Genomic DNA, 673 nt, shown 5'->3' with positions numbered 1-673 from the left:
CCTATTCGTAGGATTTAAGTCATAAACATATAGGTCCTCTGCATCAGTCCTAAAAATGGTAAGTCCCCATGCTCCATATTCGTTATGCCCAATAGAAATCCCTGGAATAGTAGGCTCACCTCCTCCGATTACATCCCACCCTGGTGCTACCAAGTGCGCCATATACCTCAGCGATGGTACCGTCACCGCCCTATGTGGGTCACAAGCCATATAAGTATGACCATCAGCCATGAGTTCACCACTAGTCACCCAATTATTACTCCCTACAGAAAATTTATCTTCTACTATCACTTCTTCTAAAGGATTTTTGGAAGCAGATAAATATCTATCGTTTCTATAGTCAAGACCAACATCATTTATTTGAAAATCAATAGGTTTTCTAAACGCTTTATACAAATAAAGAATATCATCAAATAACAATTCCTTGTCAATACTCTCATCCAGTTCTATTTCAGGATCGTGTGGATGAAACCAATGAAGATCCTTTGTCTTTTTTACCCCAAGCTTTGCTACTGACCGACCAATCAACAACTCCTCTGTAACATTTTGTAGTAACCCTTGATGCCTTGAAATAACAACCTCAGGCGTCCATTTTCCGGGTAGAATATCTAATATTTTAAACTCTATAGGCAAGCTATCAGGAGTACGCAATATCTCTTCAATATACGCATTT

Annotated in this window: 1 protein-coding gene; it reads right to left on the bottom strand. The window is 38.9% G+C overall.

Annotation, left to right across the window (positions count from 1 at the left end):
* A partial coding sequence (locus tag G5B00_RS17890; RefSeq protein WP_205966478.1) for a penicillin acylase family protein occupies positions 1–673 on the bottom strand: 673 nt, incomplete at both ends.

The organism is Parapedobacter sp. SGR-10, assembly GCF_011030405.1.
In the GTDB taxonomy this organism is placed as follows: Bacteria; Bacteroidota; Bacteroidia; order Sphingobacteriales; family Sphingobacteriaceae; genus Sphingobacterium.
This window is presented reverse-complemented; position numbering and strand designations above follow the sequence as displayed.